Source organism: Hyphomonas sp. BRH_c22 (assembly GCF_000961795.1).
In the GTDB taxonomy this organism is placed as follows: domain Bacteria; phylum Pseudomonadota; class Alphaproteobacteria; order Caulobacterales; family Hyphomonadaceae; genus Hyphomonas.
This window is the reverse complement of the sequence record NZ_LADU01000033.1, coordinates 41,821-48,493: the sequence shown is the minus strand read 5'-3', so window position 1 is coordinate 48,493 and position 6,673 is coordinate 41,821. Positions and strand designations below refer to the sequence as shown.

Below are 6,673 nucleotides of genomic sequence, written 5' to 3'. Positions count from 1 at the left end.
CCGGTGTCGCCCGCGCTGGCGGGGACGCCATGCGCCGCGCAGCAAGCCGTCCCGCCCAGTCCATGCGTGAGGCCTACCAGCGCGGCAGTCAAGGCGCCTGGCGCGCCACCGGCGGTTCGCCGACCGCATCCATGCAAAACCCTGCCTCCGCATCATCCTCTGCCCAAAGCCCCGGCTGGGCGCGGCGCATGCAGACCAGCCAGCGCATGGGACAGGCAGGGCAGATGGCCGCGCACTCGATCCGCGACGGTGATCGCGGCGCTTCGGGCGCGAACCCCACCCTCAAAGACAAGGACGATTAGACAATGGCTTTCAGGCGATCTTCCTCCAGCTATGGGCCAAGCCCGTTCCCCGAAACGCCTTATCAGAAGGCCGGACAGGTATGGGACGAAAGAATTGGTTCCGCCCGCGTGCAGGCGAAAAACTGGCGGCTCATGGCGATCGGCTGTCTCGGGCTTTGCTTCGTCACCTCCGGCGCGCTGGTCTGGCGCTCGATGCAGTCCACCGTCACGCCCTATGTCGTGGAAGTCGATGAGACCGGCGCGGCCCGCGCCGTTGCTCCGGCGACGGAACGCTATACGCCGACCGATGCCCAGATCGCCCATCACCTTGCCAACTTCATTGAACATGTCCGGGGCCTTTCCGTCGATCCTGTCGTCGTGCGCGAGAACTGGCTGCGTGCCTATGACTTCGTGACTGACCGCGCCGCGACCACGCTCAACGAATACGCCTCGGCCAATGATCCCTTCGCCGATGTCGGCCGCAAGTCCCGCACCGTGGATGTGGTCAGCGTGGTGCGCGTCTCGGACGACAGCTTCCAGGCCCGCTGGATCGAGAAGACCTATGAGAATGGCGCGCTGGTCCGTGCCCAAAGGTTCACCGGCAATTTCACTCTCATCACCCAGCCGCCGACGGACGCAGAGACCCTGCGCGCCAATCCGCTCGGCCTTTATGTCCATGCCCTGAACTGGGGTCAGGACCTTGTCACAGGAGAATGATCCCCATGCTTCGTATTCTGCTTGCCACTTCGGCCCTCGCACTCACCACGGCCTGCGCCACGACGGAACTCGAACCGATTGATCCGGCGGCCTTTGTCGCGGCCACGCCCGTCGAGGACCGCGCCGACTATCCCGTCGAAATCGTCGAAACCGCCGTGGCACTTCCGCTGCCCGGCCAGATGATGCCAATCGGCGCGCGGGTCACCACCAATCCCGATGGCAGCGTCACGCGGACCTATACAAGGACCGTCAGCGCGCCCTCGGTTTCACCGGCAGAAGCGATAAGACAAGGCCGCACCAGCGCGCTGATCGAACCTTCGGTCGATGGATACGTCAACGCGATCCAAGTCTATCCTTATACCGAGGGCGCGCTCTACCGCCTCTATGCCAGTCCCGGTCAGGTCAGCGACATCGCGCTTCAGCCGGGCGAAGAGTTGGTGTCGGTCTCAGCGGGTGACACGGTCCGCTGGGTGGTCGGCGACACGATCTCAGGATCGGGCGCAACGGCCCGCGCCCATGTGCTGGTCAAGCCGATCTCATCCGGCATCCGCACAAACCTGATGATCGCCACCGACCGGCGCACCTATCACCTCGAACTGGAAAGTACCGAAGGCGGCTACATGGCCGCGCTCTCCTGGCGCTATCCGGCTGATGAACTCGCGGGCCTGACCGCCCGCAATGAACGCGCCATCGCACGCGACGCTGGCAGCATTGAACGCGGCCTTACCCTTGAAGGCCTCAACTTCGATTACCGGCTCTCCGGCGACAGCCCCGACTGGAAGCCGGTGCGGGTCTTCGATGATGGCCGTCAGGTGTTCATCCAGATGCCGGAGGACATTGCCACCACGGACATGCCGCCGCTCTTTGTTCTGGGCGCGGATGGCGACGCGGAACTCGTCAACTATCGCGTGCGCGGCAATTATTATGTCGTCGACCGGCTGTTCCGCGCGGCCGAGCTGCGCCTTGGCGAGCGCAATCAGACCGTTGTCCGCATCTCGCGCAATGAGCGCCGTCCGCCGCTGGCCGCGATCTTCGGGGGCTAGGAAGATGTCCGAGCCCATTCCCTTCGACGAGCATGCCGAGCGGCTGAAGATCCGCTCCAGCCCGAAGCCGGTTACACGGATCAATCGCAAGGTCCTGATGGTCGGCGCAGGCATTGGCGTGCTCGCCCTGTTCGCCGCCATGAGCATTGCCCTGAAGCCGCCAACTGCGGTCGACCCCGATGCCCGCCGCGAGCTTTACAACACGACCAACACACGCAAGCCCGAAGGCCTCTCCACACTCCCGACAAGCTATAGCGACATCGCGCCGGTCGAAGACCGCATAGCACGCCTTGGCCCGCCGCTGTCGGGCGATCTCGGCGCGACCATGCTGCGCGCTGAACGCGAGCTTGGCATCGAGCCTGAATACGTGACCCGCTTCGAAGACGATTTCCGCCCGAACCCGGCTGACGAGGCCGAACGCGCCCGGCGCATGCGCGAGGCAGCGCTCGCCGATGAAGCCGCCCGCGCGCCGGTCTTCTTCCGGCTCGACTCTCAGAGCGGCATGGCAAGCACCACCGGGGCTCGCCCCGCTTATCGCGACCCAGCACTTGATCTCGGCTCGGAGCTTCTTGCACTCGCGGCCCTGCCGCAAGGCGCACCGTCAGCGTTCGGTCAGCCCGCCGATACCAATCTCCAAAGCCGCAAGCTCGCCTTTGCGAGCGAGGGTTCTGCCAGCGACATCTACAATCCGCATGGGCTGCAGGACCCGGCCTCGCCTTATCAGGTGATGGCGGGCACGCTGATCCCGGCCTCGCTGGTCACCGGCATCAACTCGGACCTGCCCGGCACAATCGTCGCGCAGGTGACGCAGCCCGTTTATGACACCGTGACCGGGCAGTATCTCCTGATCCCGCAAGGCTCACGCCTCATCGGACGCTACCAGTCCGAAGTCTCATTCGGGCAGGACCGGGCTCTGGTGACCTGGGACAGGATCATCTTCCCTGACGGGTCCTCCATCCTCATCTCTGCGCCCGGCGCGGACGCGCAGGGCTTTGCAGGCCTCTCAGACAGAACCGATCATCACTGGGATCGCGTGTTTGTCGCGGCCGGTCTTGCGACCATCCTCGGCGTCGGGGCCGAACTCGGCGCAGACGGCGACGGCGATCTCGAACGCGCCATCCGCCGCGGCACGACGGACACCATCAACCAAGCCGGTCAGCGCGTGGTTGAGCGCAACCTTGGCATCCAGCCGACCATCCGCGTGCGCCCCGGCTGGCCGGTGCGTGTGGTCGTCACCCGCGATCTCATCCTCAGACCCCATCCCCAAGGAGCCACACGATGACCCTTCGTCTCGACAAATTACCCGACCGCACGCCGGTGCGCATGAGCCTCTCGGTTGATCCCGACCTCGCCAGCGCGCTCAGCGACTATGCCGAAATCTACCGCCAGACCTATGGCGCGGAGGAAAAGCCCGAAGCGCTGATCCCCGCCATGATCGAAAGCTTCCTGGCTTCAGATGCCGGGTTCAAGCGGGCGCGCCGCGCCCTTCATTCCAATGCCAGCAAGGAGACCTAAACCAATGGCACAGATCGGCACGTTCACCCTGAAGGATGGCAGCTATACCGGCACCATCCGCACCATGACCATCAACGTCAAAGCCCAGCTTGTCCCCAACAGTGACAAGACCTCAGAGGGCGCGCCCGACTTCCGGCTCTATGCCGGCGGGGCAGAACTCGGCGCGGCCTGGCGTCAGGAAAGCAAGGACGGCGAGACGCCCTACCTCGCCGTCAAACTTGATGATCCGAGCTTCGCCAGCCCGATGCGCGCGGCCTTCTTCGAGAATGAGAAGGACGGCACCGGCGTCATGATCTGGAACCGGGCGAAAGCTAGCTGAGCAGCCGTGCGCTGGCGGCGTTAGCCATCAAATGAAACCGAAGCCATAAACACCTCAAAACAAATCAATATTTTTTTGGTTTCATCTGCGGCCTCGCTGCCTCGGCGGACTTGCTTGCAGCCTGGAGGTCTGCGACGAGCTTCTCCAGTGCTGCGATGTCAGCCGTAAAATCATCCGGTTGAGGAATGCCTACAGTATCTGAGGCTGGATTATCATGGCTGTAGGTGTTGGCGCGCGTCATGCCTTCATGGAACCGGATCGCGAGCGCGTCCGACAAGGTGACATAGCGGAGTTCCTGCGCCTTGATAACGTCGGTGCCTCGGCGCACGATATCCCTGAAAATTACCTCTTCGACAACACGCTCATAAGTATCCCGCAAGCGGCCATAAAGGTTCTTCACTTGGTACTCGTAATCGGCCGGACTCGTGGTGAGCAATTTGGGTAGTGGTGCAAAGTCGTTCTTGAGTTTGCCGATACGCTTTGAAACGTTGAGGCCTTTCCAAATCATGCCGGCGGGATCAATCTTTCCTGCAGCCTCTTTATCCCCGAAAAGCGCAATCGTTACTGGCTCAATACCCTTGTTCTCGGCAGCACCGCACAATTCGTTGAAAAAGATAATATCATGGGTGAACACGATCACCTGCCGTTGACATGCTTCTTCGGCGAGGCGTTCTGCAACGCGCGCGCTCCGGTCGCGGTCGAGCGATGATACTGGGTCGTCGACGATTATCGGTCCAGACCCCTCGGTCAAAGCTACTTCCGTGAGAAAGCCAGCTAGCGCGAGTGCCCGCTGCTCTCCTTCGCTGAGAATTTCCGAAGTAACCTTGGTAAGTTTTGTCTGTGGATCGACTTCGAATTCGGCTTTGGTCTGACCGCTCTTGCGCGAAAGTCCGACTTTGAGGTGCATGATGTCGAACCGCCCGCGCTCGTCGTCGAAACGCGTCACCACCGCATTTGTGAGATGCGAATCGACCAACTCGTTTGCGCGCCGCGTGATCCCCGTAGTCTGTAGTTCGGCCGACGCTTTTTCGAAAGCTGCGTCAGTTTCAAGGAGATCCCGCCGCGTGACCAACTTTTCCCGGTTGGCCGCAAGTATCTTCTTGTCTTCAAGTTCGGCCTTTTCGCTGGCGAGCCTCTCGCGCTCCTGCGCCTCGCCAGCCTTGACACGCTTGTCCTTTTCGTCGCCGAGGTTTCGAGCTAATTCTTTCAACTCGGCATGCGGCGAGACAAGCGCCGAAACGGGCGCACTGTCGTCGCCTGTCAACCGCGCAGCGGCCTCTTCGCGCCGCTGGGTCGCTGACACCTGAAAACATGATAGGGCATCGGCGAGTTTCGGGTCGCGCTGACGAATCTGCTCGACCCGTTCCGAAAATCCGTCCGCGCTCAGATGCGTCAGAGCCGGCAGTGTGTCGGCAGCATCGGAGACGGCCTTCTCTGCCTTTGCGGCAGCCACATCGAGGGTATCGTCGATGTAATTCTTAAATCTCTGCATTCGCTCGGTGCCAGCGGGAAGCAGCGGCTGCTGGCAAAGCACGCAACTTGCCGCTTCAGTGACCGGGAAGTCTGCGCCGACATACGCCTCTTTGACAGAATAATCGCGCGCTGCGGCCCATAGAGCGCGCCAACTCTCGCTTCCTACGCCGGGAAGTGGTTCATCTGTAAACAGAGCGCTTGCCGAGAGCTGCGCTGTCTGGCGTGCAGTGACGGCGCTTTTCCACAAGGTTGTGAATCCGGTCAGGGCCGAGTCTGAGAAAGCAGTCGCAGCGATTTCGCACTCGCTTGCGACCGCCTGTACCCAGCCGATGAGAGAGGTCAGGTCGGCGACCGCCGCTGCACTTGCCGATAGGATCGCGATGACCTCGTCGAGCCGCTCTTGATCTGCAGTCGAAAATGTTGCCGCCACTTCAATCGCATTGTCGGATGAGTCTTTATTGAGTGCTTTGTCAAACAGCTGGCTCTTTGTTTCTCGCTGGATGGGGAACATGATCGTCGTTAGACTGACCTTGTTTCCGACCGTTGTCTCTCGCTCTGCGTCGAAGTTTTCTTTGAGCTTAAGGCAAGCTCCGTTGAGTCGATGAGGTAAGGCGAGACCGAAGGGCAGATATCGAATCTGGTTGCCGCTATCGACATAAATCTGCGCGGAAAGTGTGTCGAACACAGAAATTTGCGAGAGTTCGGGTGCTGCCGTCATCCCTGTCGTCCAAGGGATCGGCGTTTCCCCATTGCCCGTATCAATGATTATATTGGCTGACTGCGGATCAGTGCCGCCGCCGTAAACATCAGAAAGAACCTTGAGTTTGGCGGGATTTTCCACCCGCGTGCGGCACGCCGTGCGCAATATGCGAACGAACCCGCTTTTGCCGCTGCCGTTTCGACCGTAGACCACTGTCAATGCGTTTGGACAAAACTCAAGCTCAGCATTCGCTGCCAGTCGATTGACATTCTGAACATTGCTAATTTTTTTGAGGGTGACAGGAGTTCTATTTGCACCGCCAAAATGAGATTTGTTAAAGGGGACCGCCGAAGGTGCAGGCGTTTCCAACTTGAAACCAGCTTCATCTTTGATCATTGCCATCAGATCGGCGAAATCATTGTCAGTAAGTTGATCACTTATAGCCAAGCGTCGTAAAGCGTCTTGTCTCCATGGGGACAGCTTCTGTGACCAAGCTTCGATGTCGTCAATTGGCTCCTTCAATTTCTACCCCTTGCAGTTTCAACATTATATGGAAGTTCGACCTGTCTCAGGTTCAGAATGATTCGCTGCATATCAATCGTATTCAGCTTATCCCGGACCCTAA

6 protein-coding genes and 1 pseudogene are annotated in these 6,673 nt (G+C 60.5%); 6 read left to right on the top strand and 1 reads right to left on the bottom strand.

The window, feature by feature from the left end:
• From VR74_RS05060 to VR74_RS05035, 6 genes and pseudogenes are all read left to right on the top strand, one after another.
• Positions 1-302: pseudogene (locus VR74_RS05060) on the top strand (P-type conjugative transfer protein TrbL); the annotation flags it as partial.
• 3 nt (positions 303-305) lie between these two features.
• The gene (gene trbF, locus VR74_RS05055; protein WP_045694922.1) at positions 306-998 is read left to right on the top strand and encodes a conjugal transfer protein TrbF; all 693 of its coding nucleotides are present in this window, start codon (positions 306-308) and stop codon (positions 996-998) included.
• 5 nt (positions 999-1,003) lie between these two features.
• Positions 1,004-2,041, top strand: coding sequence for a P-type conjugative transfer protein TrbG (gene trbG, locus VR74_RS05050; RefSeq protein WP_045694921.1), 1,038 nt, complete (start codon positions 1,004-1,006; stop codon positions 2,039-2,041).
• Between the two features lie 4 nt (positions 2,042-2,045).
• Complete coding sequence (locus VR74_RS05045) at positions 2,046-3,323, top strand: TrbI/VirB10 family protein (protein WP_045694919.1); 1,278 nt, start codon at positions 2,046-2,048, stop codon at positions 3,321-3,323.
• Positions 3,320-3,556, top strand: coding sequence for a DUF2274 domain-containing protein (locus VR74_RS05040; RefSeq protein WP_045694918.1), 237 nt, complete (start codon positions 3,320-3,322; stop codon positions 3,554-3,556). The genes VR74_RS05045 and VR74_RS05040 overlap by 4 nt, the downstream gene beginning before the upstream one ends.
• Before the next feature lie 4 nt (positions 3,557-3,560).
• Complete coding sequence (locus tag VR74_RS05035) at positions 3,561-3,875, top strand: DUF736 domain-containing protein (RefSeq protein ID WP_045694916.1); 315 nt, start codon at positions 3,561-3,563, stop codon at positions 3,873-3,875.
• 64 nt (positions 3,876-3,939) lie between these two features.
• Here VR74_RS05035 and VR74_RS05030 read toward each other — a convergent pair whose 3' ends face one another.
• Complete coding sequence (locus VR74_RS05030) at positions 3,940-6,570, bottom strand: AAA family ATPase (protein WP_045694915.1); 2,631 nt, start codon at positions 6,568-6,570, stop codon at positions 3,940-3,942.
• Between the last annotated feature and the right edge of the window lie 103 nt (positions 6,571-6,673).

Bases quoted from the DNA above. Each gene is read 5' to 3' on its own strand.
- VR74_RS05045 (WP_045694919.1), top strand. From the start codon at position 2,046: ATGTCCGAGCCCATTCCCTTCGACGAGCATGCCGAGCGGCTGAAGATC.
- VR74_RS05035 (WP_045694916.1), top strand. From the start codon at position 3,561: ATGGCACAGATCGGCACGTTCACCCTGAAGGATGGCAGCTATACCGGC.
- trbF (WP_045694922.1), top strand. From the start codon at position 306: ATGGCTTTCAGGCGATCTTCCTCCAGCTATGGGCCAAGCCCGTTCCCC.
- trbG (WP_045694921.1), top strand. From the start codon at position 1,004: ATGCTTCGTATTCTGCTTGCCACTTCGGCCCTCGCACTCACCACGGCC.
- VR74_RS05040 (WP_045694918.1), top strand. From the start codon at position 3,320: ATGACCCTTCGTCTCGACAAATTACCCGACCGCACGCCGGTGCGCATG.